This is a genomic window from Nonomuraea sp. NPDC003754, from assembly GCF_053605785.1.
The window spans coordinates 46,077-65,133 of the sequence record NZ_JBSGJX010000031.1; the positions used below are offsets into that span (position 1 = coordinate 46,077).

The following is a 19,057-nucleotide window of genomic DNA, read 5'->3' on the forward strand; positions in this document are numbered from 1 at the left end:
TCTCTAAAACATGAGAGTTCCGAGGGTGTGGGGGGCCAGCGCCGGCGAGATGGCCGAGCCCTACGCGTGCGACAGGTTCGTCGAGGAGCCGTTCGAGGGCTGGTTCCGCGCGGTCAGCATCCCGGCCGCCGCGGCAACGGTGTTCCGCTGGCTGTGCCAGTTGAAGGTGGCGCCCTACAGCTACGACATCCTGGACAACGCGGGACGGCGCAGCCCCCGGAAGCTCACTCCCGGGGTCGAGCGTCTGGAACGGGGCCAGCGTGTCATGTCGATCTTCGAGCTGGTCGACTTCGCGCCCGACCGGCACCTGACCCTGCGGATATCCGACGCACGGGCGGCGGCCGTGTACGGCAGGCTCGCCGTCAGCTACACGGTGCGGGAACACCGGCCGGGGCAGTCGCGGCTGGTCGTCAAACTGGCCGTGCCGAACGCGGGACTGGGGCGCCACGCCGTCCTGCGACCCCTGCTGGCCTGGGGTGACCTGGCGATGATGCGCCGCCAGCTGCACACCCTCCGCGACCTGGCCGCCGCGAGCTGACCTCGGGAACCGCACGGGGGCGTTCCCGAGACCGGCGCACGGTCTACAGCGGCAGCCGGATGTCGAAGCGGCAGCCCGGCCCCTCGTTCGCCACGGTCACGTGGCCGTCGTGCGCGGCCACGATGCCCTGGGTGATCGCCAGGCCGAGACCCGCGCCGCCCTCCCGCGTCGGGGTGCGCGCCTTCTCGCCCATGAACGCCACCTCGAACACCCGCTCCAGATCCTCCTCGGGGATCCCTCCGCACGCGTCGGCGACGGTGAGCGTCGCCGCCCCTTCCTCCACCGCGGCGCCGACCACCACCTCGCCACCGGCGGGCGTGTGCCTGATCGCGTTCTCGACGAGGTTGCGCAGCGCCCTTCCCAGCGCCGCCGCGTCGGCGCTCACGGGCACGATCCCGCACTCCGTCCGCACCTTCACGCCCTTGCGCACGGCGAGTGCCTCGACCCCGGCGACCGTGTCCGCCACCAGGTCGCCGAGCCCGATCCTGGTCCGGTGCAGCCGGAGCGCGCCCGCGTGGATGCGCGACAGCTCGAACAGGTCGTCGACCATCGAGGAGAGCCGTTCGACCTCCACCCTGATCTGGGTCGGGTACCGGTGGGGGTCGCCGACGCCGTCCTCCAGCGCCTCGGCCATGGCTCGCATGCCCGCCAGCGGCGTGCGGAGGTCGTGGCTGACCCACGCCACCAGTTCCCTGCGCGCCCCCTCCAGGGCGCGCTCCCTGGCGTAGGACTCCTCCAGGGCCTGGGCGATGTCCCGCAGCTCGGCCGGCAGACCCGCGGGCACGACGAAGGACGGCTCCCGCACCGCGGCGGCGAGGCGCCGGCTCGCCCCCACCACCTGCCGTGCCAGGGCGAAGGCCACGCCGAGTCCGACGAGGCCGCCGACGGCCACCACGGACAGCACCAGGTCCCTGGCCGAGCCGTCGATGATCATCTTGAGCGTGATGGCGGTGACGCCGGCGAGCGTGGCCACGACCGCGACCACCGCGACGACGGCCAGCATGACGCCGATGGACCGGGTGCGCAGGCACCGCATCAGGGCGAGACCGGCACCCGCCACGACCATCCCGAGCCCGGCCGTCACAGCCACTATTTCCAGAAAAGTCATGACAATGGCTCGTATCTGTAGCCGACGCCCCACACGGTGACGATCCTTCGCGGAGCGGTCGGGTCGGGCTCGACCTTCTCCCGCAGCCGCCGCACATGGACGGTCACCGTCGACGAGTCGCCGAACGACCACCCCCACACCTGGTCGAGCAGCGCGGCCCTGCTGAAGGCCTGGCGCGGGTTGCGCATCAGGTAGGCCAGCAGCTCGAACTCCCGCGAGGTCAGCATGACCGGCTCGCCGCCGAGCCGTACCTCGTGCGCGCCCACGTCCACGACCAGGTCGCCGTCGCGCAGCACCCCCGTACCGCCGGTGACGGCGGCGCCCTGGGCCCTGCGCAGCACCGACCGCACCCGCAGCGCCAGCTCGCGCGGGCTGAACGGCTTGGTCACGTAGTCGTCGGCGCCGGTCTCCAGGCCCACCACGCGGTCGATCTCCTCGCCGAGCGCGGTCAGCATGATCACCGGAACCGGCCAGCGCTCCCGCAGCTTCCTGCACACGTGCAGGCCGTCGACCTTGGGCAGCATCAGGTCGAGCACCATGAGGTCGGGCGGTTCGGCGAGCGCGCGCCGCAGAGCCTCCGCGCCGTCGCCGACGCACTCGACCCGGTGGCCGTCACGCTCGAGATAGCGGGCCACGACCTCGGCGACGGTCGGGTCGTCGTCGACCACGAGGATGCGAGTGCTCACACCGTCACGGTACGGCTAATTCCCGCGCGAAAGCATGGTCCCGGGCGTACGGTATGCGTATGGGTCGATTGGTCATGCTCGTCGTCGGCGTCGCGCTGGCGCTGTGGGTGCTCGTCGCCTTCATCCTGCCCATGCTCGTGGGCCTGGTGAAGCTCGCGCTGATCATCGGCGTGATCGCGCTCGTGGTCTTCGTCGCCGTCGCCCTGGTGGGCAGGACGGCCCGCTAGGTGTTCAGCCTCGCGCTGGCGGACCCGGCCGGTCTCATGCTGATCGCCGGCCTGCTCCTCCTCCTGCTGGCGGCCTGGGCCGTCGGCGTGCTCCTGGCCCAGCGGGGCGGCACGCCGAGCTTCCCGCTGACCTACGCCAGGAGGACGGCGTTCCTTCGCCAGCGCGACCCTGACGCGGCGGGCAGACCGCGGCCGAGAGCTCCGTCACCGCACTTCTCGTGAACGAAGAACCTTTTCTTTCTCCGAGGAGTTGTGGTGATCGATTCTTTCGTCATGTTCATCACCGGGTTCGGCGGTAACACCGCGCTGGTGATCGTGCTGTTCACGCTGGCCGTACGGCTGCTGCTGCTGCCGCTCAGCGTGCGCCAGGCCAGGGCCGCCAAGGTGCGGCAGAGACTCGCCCCCGAGCTGAAGAAGCTGCAGGAGCGGTACGGCCGCGACCCCGAGCGGCTCAGCAAGGAGGTCAACGCCCTGTACGCCAAGGAAGGCACGTCGGCGTTCGCCGGCATCGGGCCGGCCTTCGCGCAGCTGCCGTTCCTGTGGCTGATGTACCAGGTCGCCACCCACCCGCTGGTCGGCACCGACCTGCTCGGGCAGCACCTCGCGACGGTGGTCGCGCAGTACGGCCTGGTCAGCGCGCCCGCGCTGGCCTTCGTGGCGATCATCGCGCTGATCGCGCTGATCGCGTGGTACACCTCCCGCCGCATGGAGGCCGGCCAGTTCAGGATCCTGAAGCTGCTGCCGTTCGGCACCGTGCTCGCCGCGGCCTTCCTGCCCCTGGCCACCGGGATCTACCTGCTGGTCTCGACGGCCTGGACGGCGGCCGAGCGCCGGCTGCTCTACCCGGCTTCCTTCAACGCGGCGACCTGACCGTTGGCGACGTTCGGGGCAGGGAGCACGGCCCATACCGTGGTCGTCTCCCCCTCGTGTCGCACCCCCCAGCTCTCCGCGACGTACTCCACGATTCCGAGCCCGCGCCCGCCGAGCGACGACAGCGTCGGACGGCCCGCGCGCGGCTCGGTCGCGGCACCTCCGTCACTCACCGCCACCTCGACATGATCGTCACTCCACAGCCACGCCACCCTGACCATGCCGGAGGTCAGCGGTCGCGCGTGCCGTAGCGCGTTGCTCAGCAGCTCGCTCACCACCAGGACCGCGTCATCGATCGCGGCGGCGTAGACCCCCCACTCTTGCAGGTCAGTGCAGAGGCGCTGGCGTGCGACGGCGACGCTGGACAGTGCGTACGGCAACATCACGACGCTCGACACACCCACCTCCCCGCTCCCAGTTCCCCCCAGGGAAACCCCCCCGGTACGACCGAAATGCCCCGTTACCCGGTCCCAGAAACCGCGTCTCGATCACGGCTTGTACACATTGGACGATAGATCAGGGCATCCGTGACCGGCTCGTTACCGCCTCGGTGTGTCGGGCGCGATAGTGAGAACGAGCCTCATCCGGGTGCCTCCGACGGGTCGCGGATGGGCCGTGACCTCGCCCCCTTGCGCCCTGGCCAGGCTTCGCACGATGTACAGGCCGAGCCCCACGCCGCCGAATCTGCGCCGGTCACCGCTGTCGGCCTGCACGAACCTCTCAAAGATTCGGTCACGGTCGGCGGGGGCGATGCCGACGCCCTCGTCGTCGACGACCACGACCACCCGCCCGTCCTCCGCCCACGCCGCGACGCGGATCAGCCCGCCGTCGGGTGAGTACTTGAAGGCGTTCTCCAGGAGCTGGCCGAGCACGATGTCGGTGGCCAGGGCGTCGCCCCTGACGTCGGGCAGCCCCTCGGGGACGACCACCTCCACCCTGTGCGCGTCGGACAGCACCGGCAGCCCGAGCGTGGCCGCGCGGATGCGCTCGGCGACGCTGAAGGTCTCGATGCGGACCTTGAGCTCCTCCGCTCCCGCGCGGGCGCCCAGCAGCAGGTGGTCCATCAGCTGGCCGAGCGACCTGGCCCGCTCGGCGATGGTGTGGACGGCGGAGCGCCGTTCGGGGTCGGTCAGCTTGTCCCACCGGGAGTCGAGCGTGCTGGCGAAGCCCCGCACGATCGTGATCGGGGTGCGCAGCTCGTGGCTGGTGGTGGCCAGGAACAGGTCCTTGGCCTCCTCCAGTTCCTTGGCGGCGGTGATGTCGCGGAAGTCGATCACCATCTCGCCGGTCTCCTCGATCTTCGCGCTGACCACGTCGAGCCAGCGGCCCGACTCGAGCTGGAAGGTCAGCTTCCGGCCCGGCTCGGGCAGCGGGAACGGCGGCGGCCTGCCGATCGCCTCGTCGGCGGCCACGCCGGTGAGCTCGCCGGCCGCGGGGTTCCACCGCAGGACCCGCCCCTGCCCGTCCAGCACCGCGATGCCGTCGGCGCTGGCGTCGAAGACCGCGCGCTCGTGCGCCCGCTGCCGCAGCACCTCCTGGTAGGCCTCCGCGTTGCCGACGGCGATGCCCGCATGTCCCGCCAGCAACTCGAGCAGCTCCAGCTCGAGCGGCCCCGGTTTTCGCTCGGCGAACAACGCGTAGAGCGCCCCGTACGGGCGCCCGCCCACGGCGGCCAGGCCGAGCGCGATCGTGTGCAGGCCGGGTAATTCCGCCCACACCAGGTCGTCGAGCCCCTGCGACTCCAGCATCACGGTCCTGCCGGTGCGCAGCAGCTTGCCCACCAGGCTGCTGCGCAGGTCCGCGGTGGCGTCCCTGAGCGTCTCGGGCAGCTGGTAGGCGCTGACCAGCCGCAGCCGCTCCTTCTCGATCAGCACGAACCCGCCCGCGTCGGCTCCCGTCAGCTCGGTGAGGCTGGCCGCGATCCGGTCCAGCACGGCCGGCAGCTCCAGCTCGGCGTTGATGTCGCCGACCACGTCGGTGAGCCGGCGCACCAGCATGGCCCTGCGCGCCGACCGGTCGTGCGCGGCGACGTCGTCGCCGGTCGGGTGGTGGACGTGCACGTAGCCGATCACCGCGTTGCCCTGCAGGAGCGCGCTCGTGTCGACCCGCACGTCGAGCAGCGTGCCGTCCTTGCGGAAGCGCCTGGTGCGCAACGAGACCTGGCCGCCCGTGCGAACCCGCTCCAGCACCGCGTTGTGCTCGGCGGTCAGCTCGCCGGGAACGATCGGCGCGCGCCGCCCGACCAGTTCCTCGAAACTCCACCCGAACAACCGCTCCGCCGCAGGGTTCCAGGCCAGCACGGCCTGGTCTCTGTCGAGCACGACGACCGCGTTGGGGGCGCTGGAGAGTACGGCCGCGGTGATCTCCTCGTCACCCACCTTTCCATAGTGCCGGTGGCGGCCTCGCTCCGTGGCCTGATCCGTCCGATACGCTGCGGGCTATGTCGGCTGGCGACCTCGATGCCCTGTTGAGGGTCACCTCACCCACCTACCGGCCCGAGCGACCGCCGGAGGTCGCCATCGGCACCTACGACGGTGCCGTGGGCAGGCTGGTGCTCGCGGTGACCGGCAAGGGCGTGGTCGCCTGCAGCTTCGACGACGAGCACGCCGTCTTCGAGCGGATCTCGCGGGCCGTCGGCGGGCTCGTCGGGCCCGACCCGCGCCGTCTCGACCCGGTGCGGCGCGAGCTCGACGCCTACTTCTCCAGGCGCCTGCGTGCCTTCACCGTCTCCGTCGACCTGCAGCTGGCCACGCCGTTCGCGCGCACCCTGCTGCAGATGACCATGGCGGTGCCGTACGGCACCGCCACGACCACCGGCGACCTGGCGGCCCGCATCGGACGGCCGCAGGCGCTGCGCGCGGTGAGCAACGCGCTCAACGGCAACCCGGTGTGCGTGATCGTGCCCTGCCACCGGGTCGCCGATCGCGAGAGCTACCCCGGCGGGCCCACCGCGCTCGAACGCCTGCTGCGCGTCGAAGGCTAGCGGCGCCGCCGTACCGCGCCGCCGAGCCGGCCGACCAGCAGCGTGACCAGTCCGGCGACCAGGAAGGCGCCCAGCGCCGCGCTCATCCACGGCTGGCGGGTGAAGCCGAGCGCCGCGCGGGCGCCGTCCCAGATCGCGGCCCACCACGGGATCGTGGACGGGGCGGCCAGCAGCCACCACGCGCAGAACCCGAGCGCCCACGGGACCGTCATGATCCAGCGGGAGGGGGCGCGCTCGCTGGTGTTCCAGGTCCTGCCGCTGCCGAGCAGGAAGTAGTCGACGACGAGCACGCCCAGCATCGGCACGAAGACGGCGCCGATGATGCTGAGGAAGGCGCTGTAGGAGTTGACGTCGACGAGGAGCGCCACGCCGATCGTCACGACGCCGAGGGCCACCGAGAAGACCCGCCGGTCGACGCGCGGCATGAGGTTCTGCAGCGACATGGCCGTGGAGTAGACGTTCGCGAACGACTGGTCGGTCTCGCGCAGCACCAGGATGCCGAAGAACAGCGCGCCCAGCGGCGCGGCGACGAACGGGCCGAAGACCGCCGTCGGGTCGTTCAGCACGGCGTCATGGCCGGCGATCGCGACCGCGTAGACGCCGATGGCCAGGCACGCCACCTGGGCGATCGTGTAACCGCCCACCACGCCGGTGAAGGCGGCCGAGCTGCGGCGCGAGTGCCGGGCGAAGTCGGCGGCCAGCGGTACCCACGAGACCGACAGCGCGATCACGAAGTCGACGGCGGGGGCGAAGGCGTCCCACGAGCCGCCGGCCGGCGCTGGAGCCCGCTGCAGGAGCGCGACCGCGAACCAGACGGTCGAGACGATCACGCCGATCGTGACGACCCGCCTGATGAGCCTGATCGCACCGAGCGGGTAGATCGTCAGCCCGGTGGTGATCACGCCCGCCACGATCACCCAGACCGCGTACGGCACGGCGTCGCCGACGATCGCCTGGGCGCCCATGGCGATGACCCACAGCTCGAAGGCACCCCACCCGAGCATCTGGATGATGTTGAGCACCGTGGGGACGTAGGACAGCCTCGCCCCGAACAGGCCTCTGAGCAGCACCATCGCCGGCTGTCCCGTCTGGGCGCCGGGGATGGCCGCGAGGCCCACCATGGCGGTGCCGATGAGACTTCCCACGACGGTGGCGGTGACCGCGGCGGTCATCGTCAGCGGGTTGTCGTCGAGGAGAGGGTTGATGAGGAAGAGGGCGAAGGAAAAACCCAGGAGGCTGACCCCGAGGTTGGCCCAGAAGGCGCCCTGGTCGAGGACGCCGAGGGTTCTGGGCGGGGCCTGGTCGAGGGTCAGCGGTACTTCGGCATGCTTCGGATCGACGACATGCGTCATCGCACGCTCCCTACGCCGGCATTACCCGGACAGGTTCATGCGGTCGGCGACGCCTGGGGGTCGCCCTCTCAGCCCGGCCATGCCCGAGCTCCCGCGGTTACTGGTTTGAGGCGAATTATTACATCTCGTTCCTTTTTGGCAACCACCCCCTACCCGCCTCCCCACCCCTCCCGCAAGCCCACACCACCGAACCGGCCCTCCCGGAGAAACCCCGACCACCCGCCCACACCACCGAACCGGCCCCCCGGCCACCCAGGAAGACCCTGCCCACGCCCCCCTACAACCGCGACCGCACGCCAGTACCGGCCTCCCCAAGAAACCCCGGCCCGCGCCTCCCCAGCCACCCCGGAAGACCCTGCCCACGCCCCCCTACAACCGCGACCGCACGCCCGCACTGGCCCCCGAGAAACCCCGGCCCGCGCTTTCTTCGCAGTTCCGGGAGGTTGTGGTGGGGCGGGTCCGCGAGAATGGGGACATGACCGTTCCCGAAATCGACGTCACCGACGTGCCCGCCGGAGCCTTCCTGCTCGACGTCCGCGAGCCCGAGGAGTGGACGGCGGGCCACGCCCCCGACGCCACCCACATTCCACTCGGCGAGCTGCAGGCCCGCGTCGACGAGCTCCCCTCCGGCCCCGTCTACGTGGTGTGCAGGGTCGGCGGTCGGTCCGCGCACGCCGCCGCGTGGCTCAACCACATCGGCCGCGACGCGGTCAACGTCGGCGGCGGCATGCAGTCGTGGGAGCTGGCGGGCAAGCCCCTGGTCAGCGAGAGCGGCCGGCCGCCGTTCGTCGCCTGACGCCACCTACGCGACATCCGCCGCTGGACGCCGCCAGGTGACGTCCGCCGCTCGACACCGCCTGTGTGACGTCCGTCGCTGGACGCCCCTGTGTGACGTCCGTCGCCTGACGCCGCCAGGTGACGTCCGCCGCTAGACGTCGCCTGTGTGATGTTCGTCGCCTGACGCCGTCTACTTGAGCAGCTTCGACATCCGCCGGTCGGCAAGGATCTTGCCCTCGGTCTGACAGGTCGGGCAGTACTGCAGCGAGGAGTCGGCGAACGACACCTCGCGGATGGTGTCGCCGCACACCTCGCACGGCTGCCCCGTCCTGTTGTGGACGCGCAGCCCCGACTTCTTCTCCGCCTTCAGGTCTTTGGCCGCCAGGCCGTGGGCGCGCTCCACCGCATCCCGCAGCGTGGTGACGATCGCCTCGTGCAGGTCGGCGATCTGCGCGTCGGTCAGCGTGGCCGCGATCTTGAAGGGTGACATCCGGGCCGCGTGCAGCACCTCGTCGGAGTAGGCGTTGCCGATGCCCGCGATGATCTTCTGGTCCCTCAGCAGGCCCTTGATCTGGGTACGGTTGCCGCCCACGATCTCCTTCAGCGCCTGGACGGTGAACTCGGGGACCAGCGGGTCGGGCCCGAGCGAGGCGATGCCGGGCACCTCCATCGGGTCCTTGACGACGTAGACGGCCAGACGTTTCTGGGTGCCTGCCTCGGTCAGCTCGAAGCCGGGCGCCAGGCCGTCGTCGTCGGGCGCCAGCCGTACCCGGACCGCGAGCGGGCCCTTGCCCGGACGCACGGGTTTGGCGCCCGACAGGTCGGCGCGCCAGCGCAGCCACCCCGCCCTCGACAGGTGGGTGACCAGGTGGAGGCCGTCGCAGTCGAGGTCGAGGAACTTGCCGTGCCTCGCCACGCCGGTCACCGTCAGCCCGCCGAGCGCGGTGACGGGCGGGTCGAAGGTCTTGAGCGCCTGGAAGGCGACCACGTCGACGGCCAGGATCGTGCGGCCGACCGCCTGCTCGCGCAGGAAGCCGGCCAGCGACTCCACTTCGGGAAGTTCCGGCATGCCTCCAGACTAGAGCGCACCCCCGGCGAGCGCCCTCGGACGAGCCGGGGCCGCGTCAGGGAAAAGGTCAGCTCGTGCCGCATCCCCTCGGCGGCCGCCCTCGCTCCCGAGCGGAAGTGACCATCCAACGCCCACCATCCCGAGCGGAGACGGCCGACTCGCGCCGCGCCCCGAGCGGAAGCGCCCGCCCCATACTCCGCGCCCCAAGCGGAAATGCCCGACCCGCGCGCCGCGACCCCGAGCGGAAATGCCCGACCCGCGCGCCGCGACCCCGAGCGGAAGTGCCCGACCCGCGCGCCGCGCCCCGAGCGGAAGCGGCCGACCCGCACTCCGCGACCTCGACCGGAAGCGGCCATCCCATGCCCCACGACCCCGCTCCCCGACGGAAGCGGCGGGTTCCTGACCCCCACGATCCCGGACGGCGGGGCCCGGGGTCAGGGGACGTCCCAGAAGGCCAGCTCGTGCCGCATGCCCTCGGTGAACAGTTCCTTCGCCCTGCCGAGGTCGGGTGCGGCCTCGTCGATCATCCCGGCGATGCGCTCGGTCAGCGCGGCGAACCCGGGGTCGGCGTAGGTGTCAACCCAGGCGCGGTAGCGGGGCTCCTCCGGCTTGTTCTCGGCGAGGATCCGGCCGAGGGTGGAGTATCCCCACATGCACGGGTACAGCGCAGCCAGGCCCTCGGCGTAGTCGGCCGCCGACTCCAGCAGGAAGGCGGTGTAGGCGGCGCAGGCCGGGCCCTTCCGCGCGCCGTCCAGGTCCGCGTCGAACGACGCCGACAGCGACCGGTGCAGCGAGAGCTCGTCGTGGTACGTGGTGTGCGCGAGGTCGACCAGGTCGCCCAGGTGGGCGGCGGGCGCCTGCCACGCCAGCCGGGCGAACACGCGCACGTAGTCGTGCAGGAACAGCCAGTCCTGCTCGAGCCACGACCTGAAGACCTTCTCCTCGAGGTCTCCTCTGCCGATGCCCACGACGGTGGGGTGCGCGAGTTGCGCGTCGAGCAGGGGCCGGCCGATGGCGTGCAGTTCCGCAGAAATCGACATATGCGGCAAGTTACCGGTTTTCCGTGGTGAGAGCGGCGGCGCCGAACGACACGCTGAACCGCTTGCACCAGATCGACACGCTGGTCAGGCTGCCGAGGTCGGTGTCGGCGGGGATGGCGTAGTTGGCGTTGCCCTTGTTCCCCTTGAGATGGCCGAGCTCCACGTACCTGCCGTCGTCGAAGTTGTGCCAGGAGTCGGTGACCGGCTGGTCGCTCAGCCATACGCGCAGGTCGGGGCCGTCGGAGGTGGCCAGGCGCTCGATGCGCAGCACGCGGCTGCCGTCGGGCAGCCTGAGCACCTTGGCGACACCCGACGTCTTGTGCTCATGGGTCACGAAATTTCCGGACATGAGGATGGTGGTTGCCGCAGCCGTCGCCGCCGGGACACCACCCGCCCCAGGGCTCGGCCTGCCCGGGGAGGACCGGTCCGGGGAGGACCGGTCCGGGGACGGCCGGTCCTGCGAGGGCGGCGCCGAGGACGTGACGGCCGCCTCCGGGAACGGCTCGTCCACCTCGACGGTGGTGAAGAGCCGCCACGGCTGGAACAGGTACATCGCGACCCCGAGGACCACCGCCACGGCGATCCAGGTCAGCGGATGGCGGAGGAGCTTCTTCATGGGTCCACCTGACCACGCCCCACGCCTGACGACGCTTACGGACCCCTTACGGCGTAATTTGAGGATATGAGTGTCACCATCGCCGAAGAGGTCCTGTTGCTCGCCCACAGCGAGGAGGACGGCAGGCAGCTGATCGGCTCCGCGGAACTGGGCGCTGCGCTGGGCGGTGCCGTCCTCGCCGAGCTGGCCGTCCAGGACCGGATCGAGCTGTCGAAGAAGACGGTCGCCGTCAAGGACCCCACCGGCACCGGCGACCCGGACCTCGACGCCGCGCTGACCCGTATCGCGGAGGACGGCAAGGAGCGCAAGCCCGCCTGGTGGGTCTCCAAGATCGGCACCAGCAAGCTGAAGACCCGCCTGCTGACCAAGCTCGCCGACGCCGGCGTGCTGTCCCAGGAGCGGGGCAAGGTGCTCGGCATCTTCCCCACGACGCGCTGGCCGGAGGCCGACGGCGGGGTGGAGGCCGAGGTTCGCGAGCGGGTGGCGAACGCGCTTGCCGGCGCGGACCCGGAGCCCCGTACGGCGGTGCTGATCGCGGTCATGCACGCGTGCAAGCTCGACCGCAAGGCCTTCCCCGGGGCGAGCAAGGAACGGATCAAGCAGATCACCGACGGCGAGTGGGCCGGCGAGGCGGTCGCCAAGACCATCGCCGACATCAACGCGGCCATCATGATCGCCGCCACCAGCGCCGCCATCGGCGCCGCAGCGGGCGGCTCCACAGGCTGACTCAGGGCAAGGCACCCGCCATCCCAACCGGCCCAGAAAGCCCGCGACCGGCTCAGGAAGACCCCGGCCGACCTACGAAGGCCCGCGACCGGCCCGGAAAGGCCCCGGCTCGGGGAGGGGTACCGCCCCTCCCCACCGGGGTGGTCACGACGGCGGGCGCACCGGCCCCGGGGTCAGCCCTTGTCCAGCGCGTCCTTGGGAACCGGCTGGTCCGCCTTCAGCGCCTCGAACAGCTGGGTGGCCCGCGTGGTGTCCCACTTGACCGCGGCCCCGCCCGCGACGTTCTCGTTGCCGCCGAACGGCACCACCGTCGTGATCGGGTCGCCGCCCATCGCGAGCCCGAGCGACAGCAGGTCGAACGCTCCGGTCGAGCCGTCGACCCGCACCGCGTCCGTGGCGCCGATGGCCAGCGGGATCGAGGTGAACGGGTTGATCAGCACCGCGGGGCTGGCCGCCTTCTTCACCACCGCGCCGAGGAACTGCCGCTGCCGCTTGGTCCGCTCGAAGTCGGGCAGCGCCCCGCCCTTCCTGGTGCGGACGTAGCCGAGCGCGGTGCCGCCGTCCATCTCCTGGCAGCCCTTCTTGAGCTTGAGCCCGGCCTTGGGGTCGTTGATCGCGTTCTTGACGCAGATCTCGACGCCGCCCACCGCGTCGACGATGCCGACGAAACCGGCGAAGCCGACCTCCATGTAGTTGTCGATCCTGATGCCGGTGACGTTCTCGACCGTGCGGGTCAGCAGCTGGGGGCCGCCGATGGCGAAGGCCGCGTTGAGCTTGTTGCGCCCGTGGCCGGGAATGCTGACCGCGGAGTCGCGGGGCAGGCTGACCAGGGTGGGCCGGTCGCCGCCCTCGGGGATGTGCAGCAGCATCATCGAGTCGGTGCGCCGGCCGACCGCGCGTCCGGTGGCGAGCTTCCTGCGCTGGGCCGCCGACAGGCCCTCGCGGCTGTCGGAGCCGACGAGCAGCCAGTTGGTGCCGGGGGTGTCGGCGGGACGGCCGTCGTAGTCGTCGAGGACGCCGTCGATGCCCTGGATCCGCCCGTTGATCCAGAAGAACCCGACCACGCCGAGCACCAGCAGGATGGCGATCAGGGCGGCGAGGATCATCAGGATCGTCCGGCCCTTGATCCGGCCGCCCAGCAGCGGGCCGCGGGGGCCGCGCGGCTCCCTGGGTTCCTTCGGCGGCTTGCCCAGGGGGCGGACGGGGCTGGTGCCCGAGCGCGCCTTGCCGTACACGCGGGACGAGGAGGGCGGCGGGGGCGGGGACGGCGGCTCGTTCACCCTGGTGGGCTCGGCGCCGGGGACACGGTGCGCGGGCGCGCCGCCCGAACGGGGTTGACCTTCCTGCCGCCTGGGCAGGGGGCGGCCGTCGCCTGGCGAGCGCATGGCCCTGGTGCGGTCGTCCTCGGTCACGTCGTTTTCTCCCCCTCGGTATGGTTCGACGGTACTTCGTGGCTCTCACCAGTGCAGAGTGCTCGCCAAGGTTTTCCCATGGAAAAGTACTCAGACAAGAGCCGGAGTCCCTCCGGAAACATCTGACGCGACCTGGATCGTTACGGTTGGTGGACGACGTCGAACGAAAGGATGATCGTGTCCGCTCCGGACCCATGGAGTACTAGCCCGTGCATCCGCACGGGACCCTCTGCGAGCTCGAAATGAGCGCCTATCTCGGCATCCTCGCCCTCTTTCTTCTCACCGCGGCGACCGGTTACTTCGTCGCCCAGGAATTCGCCTTCGTCGCCGCCGACAGGGGCCTGCTCCGCGAGCAGGCGAGCGGCGGTGACGCGGCCGCCGAGCGGGCGCTGCAGGTCACCTCGCGCCTGTCGTTCATGCTCTCCGGCGCGCAGCTGGGCATCACCGTCACGGCCCTGCTCGTCGGTTTCCTCGCCGAACCCGCCATCGCCACGCTCGTCCGGCCGCTGCTCGGCGACCTGCCGGCGGCCTTCTCCGTGGCCATCGGCGTCTTCGTGGCGACCGTGATCCAGATGGTGCTGGGCGAGCTCGTCCCGAAGAACCTCGGCATCGCCAAGCCGGAGACGGTGGCCAAGTTCCTCGCCCGCTCGACCGTGGCCTACCTGGCGGTCGCGGGCCCGCTCATCAAGCTGTTCGACTCGGCGGCGACCGGCCTGCTGCGCCGCCTCGGCGTGGAGCCGGTGGAGGAGGTGGAGCACGGCGCGACCCCGGAGGAGCTGTCCAGGATCATCGCCGAGTCCACCCAGGCCGGTGAGCTGCCCCCGCGGCTGTCGGAGCTGCTGGAGCGGGCGCTGGAGTTCGGCGACCGGACGGCCGAGGAGGCGATGGTCCCCAGGCCGCGCGTGGTCGTGCTGCGCGGCGACCGGACCATCTCCGACCTCATCGAGACGATGAGGGAGTGCGGCCACTCGCGCTACCCGGTGCTCGGCCCCGACGGCGACGTGGTGGGCGTGACGGGCGTGCGCGAGCTGCTGGCCTCGGGGCTGCAGGACGGCCCCGTCAGCGCGATCGCCCGGCCCGCGCTGCTCGTGCCCGACTCGCTGCCGCTGCCGCTCGTGCTGCAGCAGATGCGCGCCGCCAAGGACGACCTCGCCTGCGTCATCGACGAGTACGGCGGCCTGGCCGGCGTCCTGACCGTCGAAGACCTGGCCGAGGAACTGGTCGGCGAGCTCCTCGACGAGAACGACCCCGAGCCCGTCGGCGTGGTCGAGCGTCCCGGCGGTGTCTGGGACGTCCCCGGCACGCTACGGCTGGACGAGGTCGAGCGGGCCACGGGGATCGCGCTGCCCGAGAGCGACGACTACGACACCGTGGCCGGTCTGGTGCTGGCCAGGCTGGGCCGGATGGCCGAGCCCGGCGACAGGGTGACCGTGGAGCTCGTCGCCGACGCCGACCCGTTCAGCGACGACGCCCAGGAGTCGCAGGCCGAGCTCACGGTGCTGTCCCTGCAGCGCAGGGTCCCCGAGTGGGTACGGCTGGCCCCCGTCCCGCACCCCGCGGAGGTGGGCCGGTGAACCCGCTCGTCCTGCTCCTGCTCAGCGCGGCGCTGCTGGTCTTCAACGCGCTGTTCGTGGCCGCCGAGTTCGCCTTCGTCTCCGCGCGCAGGCACCGCCTGGAGGAGATCGCCTCCGGCGGCGGCAAGCTGACCAGGTTCGTCGCCAAGTCGGCGGTCGAGGCCGGCAAGCAGCTGTCGCTCATGCTGGCGGGCGCGCAGCTCGGCATCACGCTGTGCACGCTCGGCCTGGGCATGGTGACCGAGCCCGCGATCGAGCACTATCTGGAGCCGGTCTTCGCCTGGATCGGCATGCCGGAGGGGCTGCGGGTGCCGATCTCGCTGACCATCGCGCTGGCCCTGGTCACGTTCCTGCACATGGTCGTCGGCGAGATGGCGCCCAAGTCGTGGGCGCTCACGCACCCCGAGAGGGCCGCGCTGCTGCTGACGGCGCCCTTCCGCGCCTTCACGCGGCTGATGCGCCCGCTGCTGTGGGCGCTGAACGGTTTCACCAACCTGATCCTGCGCGTGTTCGGCGTGCACGCCCGTGACGAGCTCGCCACCACCAGGACGCCTCGCCAGCTCGCCATGCTGGTCGGCGAGTCCGGCCGGATGGGGCTGCTCGACCGCGACGAGCACGACCTGCTGACCAGGGCGCTGCGGCTGGAGGCCGAGGGCATCGAGCGGCTCATGGTCTCGATCGACCAGGTCGTCATGGTGCCTGCCGACGCGGACTCCGGCGAGGTCAGGCGGGTCGCGGGCAAGAGCGGCCACCTGCGGCTGCTGGTCGGCACGCGGTCCGACGTCAGGGGCGTGCTGCACGCGCGCGACGCCGTACTGCGCCCGGAGACCGCCGCCGGGGAGCTGGCGCGGCCGCTGCCGCGCCTGCCGTGTGTCACCCAGGTTCCCGAGGCCGTGGCGGCCCTTCAGGACGCGCGGGCGCACCTGGGGCTGGTCGTCGCGGCTGACCAGTCGGTCATCGGCATGGTGAGCCTGAGCGACCTGCTCGGCGAGCTGCTGGACACCAGAGCCGCGTGAGCCGGATTCCCCCGGCGCCCCATGGGCGCCGGGGGAGCCAGGCCACAGTTGTGTCACAAGAGGGCAAAGTCCGCCGGCCGCATCGCGACGGGCCGGTCCCCCGATGAATCAGCTCTGAGCGAAACATTCGAAAACACGAAATGGTCGTGTAAGCGAGTTGAAAGTGGCTCGCAAGCGAGGTCGGATACCGTTTCGCAAGCGGGCGCGGGCCGTGACCCAAAAAACGAGCCCCGGCTCTTGCGAACCGGGGCTCTGTTTCGTCAATGTTGGTCCACCGATGACATCGGGGACCTGAGTGGGCGAGGAGGGATTTGAACCCTCACGTCCTTTCGGACACACGGACCTGAACCGTGCGCGTCTGCCGTTCCGCCACCCGCCCTTGTGGGTGCGGAGAAACAGTAGCACGGATCAGACGCTGGTACCGAACCCGGATACGATCGCATCAAGACGCGGAGAGAAGAGCTGGGTGCAAGAGAGCGACTCAGGAGCCACCGGCACCCCAGCGGCCGCGACGATATGCACGGAGGAGGGGAGGTACCCGGTGGGAGTCCTTCAGCGCTTCGAGCGAAGGCTCGAAGGCTTGGTTGAGGGGGCCTTTGCGCGGGCGTTCAAATCTGACCTTCAGCCGGTCGAGGTCGCCAGCGCGGTGCAGCGGGAGATGGACGAGCGGGCCGCCATCGTGGCTCAGGGCCGGACGCTCGTGCCCAACGACTTCGTGGTGGAGCTGTCGACGACCGACGCCGAGCGACTCGAGGTCTACGCCGACAGCATCAGCCACGAGCTGGCCAACCTCGCCAGGGAGTACGCCAAGGAACAGGGCTACTCCTTCGTGGGACCGGTCCGGGTCCGGTTCGAGACGGCCCCCGACCTCGCGGTCGGGCTGTTCCGCATCCGCTCGGGCGTCATCAGGGGAGCGACGGTCGAGCAGGACGAGATCCGCCAGCCCAAGAGCGATCTTCCGGCCTCGCGGCCGGGGGCGTTCGGCGGCCGGCCGCGACTGCTGGTCTCCACGCAGGACGACCCGCAGGGCGACCGCTCGTACGAGCTGACCACCCCGGTGACCTTGCTCGGGAGAGGCACCGACTGCGATCTTCGTCTTGTCGATCCAGGCGTCTCCCGGCACCACGCGGAACTACGCGTCGAGGGTCCGCAGGTCGTGCTCGTCGACCTCGGCTCCACGAACGGCACATTCGTCAACGGCCAGCCGGTACGCAGGATCGAGCTCCAGAACGGCACTCGTGTCACCCTGGGGCGCACGACCCTGGTGTTCCGGCGCGATTAGAGGTAGACAAACGGTCCATGTCCGAGCTCACGCTGCTGCTGATCCGGCTCGCCTTCCTGGCGGTGCTGTGGTTCTTCGTCATTGCCGCAGTCGGGGTGATCCGGACGGACCTGTTCGGTTCACGTACGGCTCCGGCCGCGCCCCGGCCCAAGGCGGCGAGCCCCAAGCCCGCCGCCAAACCCAAGAGCAAGAAGGGGGAGCCACGCCAGCTGGTCGTCACGGGCGGCCCCCTGCAGGGCACCACCATCAGCCTCACGGAGACGCCCATCACCATCGGCAGGGCCAACGACGCCACGCTGGTCGTGACCGACGACTACGCTTCCAGCCGGCATGCCCGACTCTTCCCCCAGGACGGTCAGTGGATCGTGGAAGATCTTGGCTCAACCAACGGCACGTATCTCGACCGCTCGAAAGTCACCCGCCCGACCCCTGTGCCGCTCGGTGTCCCGATCCGGGTCGGCAAGACAGTCATTGAATTGCGCAAATGACCATCGCACTCCGCTACGCCGCCCGCTCGGACGTCGGCCTCCTCCGCGAAGGGAACGAGGACTCGGCGTACGCTAGCGGCCGCCTGCTCGCCGTCGCCGACGGCATGGGCGGGCACGCACACGGCGAGGTGGCGAGTTCCGTCGCCATCGCCGCAATGGCCTCTCTGGAAGAGAGCCAACAGGGGGGTGACCTGCTCAACGCCATCGAGGCGGCGGTACGCGACGCGAACCGCAAGCTCCACGAGATGGTCGGGCGGGATCCCAGCCTCAAGGGCATGGGCACCACTCTCACCGCGATGCTCTGGAACGGCACCCAGGTCGCGCTGGTGCACGTCGGCGACTCGCGCGCCTACCTGCTCAGACGCGGGGAGCTCTACCAGATCACCCACGACCACACGCTCGTCCAGCAGCTGGTCGACGACGGGCGGATCACCCCCGAGGAGGCGGCGACGCACCCGCAGCGGTCGATCCTGCTGCGGGCCCTCGACGGCAGCGGCGAGGTCGATCCCGACCTCACCCTGCGTGAGGCCCAGCTCGGCGACCGCTACCTGCTCTGCTCCGACGGGTTGTCGGGGGTGGTGAGCGCCGAGACTCTGCACGCGACGCTCACCAACATCGACGACCCCGAGGAGGTCGTGCGCCAGCTCATCGACCTGGCCAACAGAGGCGGCGGCCCCGACAACATCACCTGCGTGCTAGCCGACGTGGTCGATCTCACCGAGGGCGTACAGGTGCCCACGGAGGCGGCGGTGGTCGGCGCGGCCGGCTCCAACCGGCTTCGGGCGGGTTCCCCCGGGGAGCCGGCGGGGCGAGTGAGCGCGGCGACCGCACCCCAGCCGGTGATCACCGACGACGATGACGACTACGACGACGCCGAGGCGTCGGGGCGAGCCGTCAGGCGCCGTCGCGTGTGGCCCGTGCTGGTCTCCGTGCTCGGTGTGGCCGGGGTGGCCGCCGGTGTCGGCGGCTTCTTCGGCTGGCAATGGGTTCAGGACCAGTACTTCGTCGGAGCAAGGGGCGACGAGGTGGTCGTTTATCGCGGAGTGCAGCAGGAGGTGGGCCCCATCCAGTTCTTCGAGGTGGTCAAGCCCACCGGTCGCAAGGTCTCCGACCTGTCCTCCACCGAACAGGCTCTGGTGAAGGACGGCATCAAGGTCGCCGACGAGGGCGAGGGCCTCGAGAAGATCAACAGCCTGACGTTCAGTCTCAACGCCACCGAGCCGAAGCCCTCGGTCACCCCGTCATCAACCCCGACCAAGACGAGGTCCCAGTAGGTGAGCGAAGTGGTCGCGA

Annotated in this window: 21 protein-coding genes, 1 tRNA gene and 1 riboswitch; of the genes, 12 read left to right on the plus strand and 10 right to left on the minus strand. The window is 70.8% G+C overall.

From position 1 onward, the window contains the following. Positions 1–10: 10 nt before the first annotated feature. On the plus strand, positions 11–538 hold the full coding sequence (locus ACWEVS_RS31605; protein WP_452554399.1) for a hypothetical protein: 528 nt from the start codon (positions 11–13) through the stop codon (positions 536–538). A 43-nt stretch (positions 539–581) separates the two neighbouring features. Here the strand turns inward: ACWEVS_RS31605 and ACWEVS_RS31610 are convergent, their stop codons facing one another. Both ACWEVS_RS31610 and ACWEVS_RS31615 read right to left on the minus strand, forming a co-directional pair. Beyond that, a complete protein-coding gene (locus tag ACWEVS_RS31610; RefSeq protein WP_354917043.1) occupies positions 582–1,646 on the minus strand; it encodes a sensor histidine kinase in 1,065 nt (354 codons plus the stop codon). Beyond that, entirely contained in the window at positions 1,643–2,332 is a 690-nt protein-coding gene (locus ACWEVS_RS31615) for a response regulator transcription factor (protein ID WP_354917040.1), read from the minus strand. The genes ACWEVS_RS31610 and ACWEVS_RS31615 overlap by 4 nt, the downstream gene beginning before the upstream one ends. Before the next feature lie 59 nt (positions 2,333–2,391). Between ACWEVS_RS31615 and ACWEVS_RS31620 the strand changes: the two genes are divergently transcribed. From ACWEVS_RS31620 to ACWEVS_RS31630, 3 genes are read left to right on the plus strand one after another with little or no spacing between them, the layout of a single operon-like run. Then, positions 2,392–2,559: a hypothetical protein gene (locus ACWEVS_RS31620; protein WP_354917037.1), complete on the plus strand. Its 168-nt coding sequence runs from the start codon at positions 2,392–2,394 to the stop codon at positions 2,557–2,559. Then, complete coding sequence (locus ACWEVS_RS31625) at positions 2,560–2,781, plus strand: DUF6412 domain-containing protein (protein WP_354917034.1); 222 nt, start codon at positions 2,560–2,562, stop codon at positions 2,779–2,781. Positions 2,782–2,814: 33 nt separating this feature from the next. Further along, entirely contained in the window at positions 2,815–3,429 is a 615-nt protein-coding gene (locus ACWEVS_RS31630; protein ID WP_354917031.1) for a YidC/Oxa1 family membrane protein insertase, read from the plus strand. On the opposite strand, the gene ACWEVS_RS31635 is transcribed toward ACWEVS_RS31630, so the two are convergent. Continuing rightward, on the minus strand, positions 3,399–3,827 hold the full coding sequence (locus tag ACWEVS_RS31635) for an ATP-binding protein (RefSeq protein WP_354917027.1): 429 nt from the start codon (positions 3,825–3,827) through the stop codon (positions 3,399–3,401). The two genes, ACWEVS_RS31630 and ACWEVS_RS31635, sit on opposite strands and share 31 nt — an antisense overlap. Positions 3,828–3,968: 141 nt before the next feature. Further along, positions 3,969–5,807, minus strand: a complete 1,839-nt coding sequence (locus ACWEVS_RS31640; RefSeq protein ID WP_449930039.1) for a PAS domain S-box protein — start codon at positions 5,805–5,807, stop codon at positions 3,969–3,971. Positions 5,808–5,869: 62 nt separating this feature from the next. Here ACWEVS_RS31640 and ACWEVS_RS31645 point away from each other — a divergent pair, with 62 nt between their 5' ends. Continuing rightward, positions 5,870–6,412: a methylated-DNA--[protein]-cysteine S-methyltransferase gene (locus ACWEVS_RS31645; protein ID WP_354917021.1), complete on the plus strand. Its 543-nt coding sequence runs from the start codon at positions 5,870–5,872 to the stop codon at positions 6,410–6,412. Here the strand turns inward: ACWEVS_RS31645 and ACWEVS_RS31650 are convergent. Next, positions 6,409–7,764: a purine-cytosine permease family protein gene (locus ACWEVS_RS31650; protein WP_452554400.1), complete on the minus strand. Its 1,356-nt coding sequence runs from the start codon at positions 7,762–7,764 to the stop codon at positions 6,409–6,411. The two genes, ACWEVS_RS31645 and ACWEVS_RS31650, sit on opposite strands and share 4 nt — an antisense overlap. Further along, positions 7,755–7,869: riboswitch (TPP riboswitch) on the minus strand. (Overlaps the previous gene by 10 nt.) A gap of 370 nt (positions 7,870–8,239) precedes the next feature. On the opposite strand from ACWEVS_RS31650, the gene ACWEVS_RS31655 reads away from it, so the two are divergent. Continuing rightward, positions 8,240–8,560: a rhodanese-like domain-containing protein gene (locus ACWEVS_RS31655; protein ID WP_354917015.1), complete on the plus strand. Its 321-nt coding sequence runs from the start codon at positions 8,240–8,242 to the stop codon at positions 8,558–8,560. A 171-nt stretch (positions 8,561–8,731) separates the two neighbouring features. On the opposite strand, the gene ACWEVS_RS31660 is transcribed toward ACWEVS_RS31655, so the two are convergent. The 3 genes from ACWEVS_RS31660 to ACWEVS_RS31670 all read right to left on the minus strand — a co-directional run bounded on the left by ACWEVS_RS31660 (position 8,732) and on the right by ACWEVS_RS31670 (position 11,266). Beyond that, positions 8,732–9,610, minus strand: coding sequence for an Fpg/Nei family DNA glycosylase (locus tag ACWEVS_RS31660; RefSeq protein WP_449930044.1), 879 nt, complete (start codon positions 9,608–9,610; stop codon positions 8,732–8,734). A gap of 434 nt (positions 9,611–10,044) precedes the next feature. Then, a complete protein-coding gene (locus ACWEVS_RS31665) occupies positions 10,045–10,650 on the minus strand; it encodes a TenA family protein (protein WP_449930046.1) in 606 nt (201 codons plus the stop codon). A 10-nt stretch (positions 10,651–10,660) separates the two neighbouring features. Next, positions 10,661–11,266 (minus strand): DM13 domain-containing protein, encoded by a 606-nt coding sequence (locus ACWEVS_RS31670; protein ID WP_452554401.1) that lies wholly within the window; start codon positions 11,264–11,266, stop codon positions 10,661–10,663. A 66-nt stretch (positions 11,267–11,332) separates the two neighbouring features. Between ACWEVS_RS31670 and ACWEVS_RS31675 the strand changes: the two genes are divergently transcribed. Continuing rightward, a complete protein-coding gene (locus ACWEVS_RS31675; RefSeq protein ID WP_452554402.1) occupies positions 11,333–11,992 on the plus strand; it encodes a GOLPH3/VPS74 family protein in 660 nt (219 codons plus the stop codon). A gap of 173 nt (positions 11,993–12,165) precedes the next feature. On the opposite strand, the gene ACWEVS_RS31680 is transcribed toward ACWEVS_RS31675, so the two are convergent. Next, positions 12,166–13,404 (minus strand): LCP family protein, encoded by a 1,239-nt coding sequence (locus ACWEVS_RS31680; RefSeq protein ID WP_449930052.1) that lies wholly within the window; start codon positions 13,402–13,404, stop codon positions 12,166–12,168. Between the two features lie 242 nt (positions 13,405–13,646). Between ACWEVS_RS31680 and ACWEVS_RS31685 the strand changes: the two genes are divergently transcribed. Together ACWEVS_RS31685 and ACWEVS_RS31690 are read left to right on the plus strand one after the other, a co-directional pair. Continuing rightward, positions 13,647–14,978 carry a hemolysin family protein gene (locus ACWEVS_RS31685; RefSeq protein ID WP_452554403.1) on the plus strand — a complete coding sequence of 444 codons (1,332 nt, stop codon included), beginning with the start codon at positions 13,647–13,649 and terminating at the stop codon, positions 14,976–14,978. Continuing rightward, positions 14,975–15,994: a hemolysin family protein gene (locus tag ACWEVS_RS31690; RefSeq protein ID WP_452554404.1), complete on the plus strand. Its 1,020-nt coding sequence runs from the start codon at positions 14,975–14,977 to the stop codon at positions 15,992–15,994. The genes ACWEVS_RS31685 and ACWEVS_RS31690 overlap by 4 nt, the downstream gene beginning before the upstream one ends. Before the next feature lie 296 nt (positions 15,995–16,290). On the opposite strand, the gene ACWEVS_RS31695 is transcribed toward ACWEVS_RS31690, so the two are convergent. Beyond that, positions 16,291–16,373, minus strand: a tRNA-Leu gene (locus ACWEVS_RS31695). A gap of 162 nt (positions 16,374–16,535) precedes the next feature. Here ACWEVS_RS31695 and ACWEVS_RS31700 point away from each other — a divergent pair. The 3 genes from ACWEVS_RS31700 to ACWEVS_RS31710 are packed head-to-tail and all read left to right on the plus strand — an operon-like array spanning position 16,536 to position 19,038. Beyond that, a complete protein-coding gene (locus ACWEVS_RS31700; protein ID WP_354916992.1) occupies positions 16,536–17,276 on the plus strand; it encodes a DUF3662 and FHA domain-containing protein in 741 nt (246 codons plus the stop codon). A gap of 17 nt (positions 17,277–17,293) precedes the next feature. Beyond that, the gene (locus ACWEVS_RS31705) at positions 17,294–17,764 is read left to right on the plus strand and encodes an FHA domain-containing protein FhaB/FipA (protein ID WP_354916989.1); all 471 of its coding nucleotides are present in this window, start codon (positions 17,294–17,296) and stop codon (positions 17,762–17,764) included. Continuing rightward, a complete protein-coding gene (locus tag ACWEVS_RS31710; protein WP_449930059.1) occupies positions 17,761–19,038 on the plus strand; it encodes a Stp1/IreP family PP2C-type Ser/Thr phosphatase in 1,278 nt (425 codons plus the stop codon). The genes ACWEVS_RS31705 and ACWEVS_RS31710 overlap by 4 nt, the downstream gene beginning before the upstream one ends. Positions 19,039–19,057 lie beyond the last annotated feature (19 nt).